The organism is Stenomitos rutilans (assembly GCF_059505485.1).
Genome location: NZ_JCACKR010000083.1, coordinates 1 through 2,290, shown reverse-complemented (window position 1 = coordinate 2,290; position 2,290 = coordinate 1). Strand labels below are relative to the sequence as shown.

The following is a 2,290-nucleotide window of genomic DNA, read 5'->3' as shown; positions in this document are numbered from 1 at the left end:
GCTCAACGTAGTGCAGCAGTCGTTCTCTCGGCTTCACCAAAAGCTCGGAAGAGCCTGAGGATGACGGATGCGCGACAGCTACAAGTCGGGTTGCTTCGAGCTTTGTAGGATGATTCGCTCATAGCCTCAAGGGGTGAGTGTGCTAAACAGCGCCACGCAAAAGACACTAGAGGATCGCCCTATGGAGGAGAGCCTGGAGTGTCTGGGAAAGTCATTGCAACTTATCAAGTCAGAGCGTATATGAAGGCACGAGAACTCGGCTTAACGCAAGCTGATGCGGCTTCGATTGCCGACTTTTCAGCCCGCAGCGGACAACGAATTGAAGCTGGGGATTACCAACCGAATCGAGGACGCGTGCGCGATTGGCGTACCTGCGTTGACCCGTTAGCCGAGGTATGGGAAAGCGAGCTTGAACCCATGCTGCAGCGCGAACCGAAACTCAAGCCGATGACGTTGTTTGAATACTTGCAAGACCAGTACCCAGGCAAGTATGGGCAAGTGTTACGCACTTTGCAACGGCGAGTGCAAGCGTGGAAAGCACTGCACGGTCCCGCTCCCGAAATCATGTTCGAGCTACGGCATGAACCGGGAATGATGGGGTTTTCCGACTTCACCGAATTGAAGGGCATCGACATCACCATTAATAGCAAAGCCTTTGAGCACTTGCTTTATCACTACCGATTGGGGTACAGCGGTTGGCAGTACGCCCAAATCATCCAAGGCGGCGAACAAATCCAACAACCCTGAAGAAATATTTGCGAGACCTAAAACAAGTGCAGTGGGCAGCGCAGCGAGATCCACAACACATAGGATGGATTTATGACCCTTTGCTAGAACGCTACTTTCCCGTACAATCTAGCTTGCGTGTTATACCTGTAGAAACATCTGAACTTTCAAACTCAGATAAAAAGGAACATCAGAGGCAAAATCATACTAATGAGGCTGAGAAACTCGAATCTACACAAGAGAGTAAAATACAGCTACGGCAGAAAGGTGGACTAAGTCAATCTCAGTTATCGCGTTTAACGGGTATTCCAGCCAATACACTGCAAAGGTGGAAACATCTATCTGAGTGTTCTGAGTTGATTCGATGTCGAACAGACGGAGAGTTTGTTTACTGGTATTCTAAGCAGAATAAACGTTTTTATGAAATAAATTCCTCCTTGCCATGCCACTCGTCTACGGATTGTTCTACCTAACACAACTAATCGTCCAGGAGTTCACGCTCCTCACGAGTGAGAATCTTGAGGAGAGCACTACGTCTATAGTCAGTTAAAGCATTCCACAACTTTTTCACCAATCCTTTCAACATCACAACTAATTCCACTGGTCCCATCTCAGCAGGTGAGGCACGCAGCTCAGACTGTCCTGATAACTCCCATTCCCTGATTCTTGCTTCTCTGGCAGCAATATCTGCGTACGCCAAATGTGCTTGACGTGCATGCTCACCAGGGCGCATTTTACTATAAAGCTTAACAAGCATCTCTACAGAATGACCTAGCAATTCAGCATAAATTGGCAGATGTTCAGGCTTTCCATAGGTGCAAACCCAAGTCGCGATAATTCGGCGAAAATCATGAGGTGTAGTCCACTTAGCATTCTCAATTCCAAACAGATGTGCAGTTATAGCAGCAACAGTTCGAGTAACTAAGTCAGCAAGGTAAATTTCATTTGCTATAGGATCTCCTCGTCGCGATTCTCTCCCATCCCTAGATAGCCCATTTTGTCTAATAAAGAAAATATAATCATGTCCAAGATTTTTGGGAAGGATATGGTTAAGGTAGTAGAGAAAATCAATACTTAATTCCGTTTGAAGCAAACCTACAAATAGCGGATATTCACGTCCTCTGTCAGTTGCGCTGCCAGTTTTATGATCCTCTGGAGTTAACTTAACAATTATCTTGTCGTGTGCTTCTACAAATATTTTCTTGCGTGTAAGCTCACGGCACTCACGTTGACGTCCGCCTGTTGTGATGATGGCAAGGATCATATAATCCATCCACGCATCTATCACCTCTTTGGTAATTCCATGCTGCCGTTCCAAATCTTTACAACGCCAACCCAGATATCGTAAGATTTCCCAACATTGATCCATACTGATCGCCCGCTTCTCAAAAGCTTCGTCTGAAGCAAGCGGTCGGTCTTTTAGATCAGCAACAGTTTTGACATAACCTTGGACAGTTTTGACTAGTTCTGTTGTGCGAAAGTTCTTGTCGGGTGAGGACTGATAAGATATCGGTAGTGCTAAAGAGGTAAGGATGCATTGTAGTGGTGAATGAAAAACCAGATC

1 protein-coding gene and 1 pseudogene are annotated in these 2,290 nt (G+C 46.1%); one reads left to right on the top strand and one right to left on the bottom strand.

Annotated elements, in window-relative coordinates:
- Positions 1–240: 240 nt before the first annotated feature.
- Positions 241–729: pseudogene (locus AC5JLP_RS14895) on the top strand (IS21 family transposase); the annotation flags it as partial.
- 475 nt (positions 730–1,204) lie between these two features.
- Here the strand turns inward: AC5JLP_RS14895 and AC5JLP_RS14890 are convergent.
- Positions 1,205–2,290: hypothetical protein (locus AC5JLP_RS14890; protein WP_496068708.1), on the bottom strand; the 1,086-nt coding region annotated here is incomplete at its 5' end.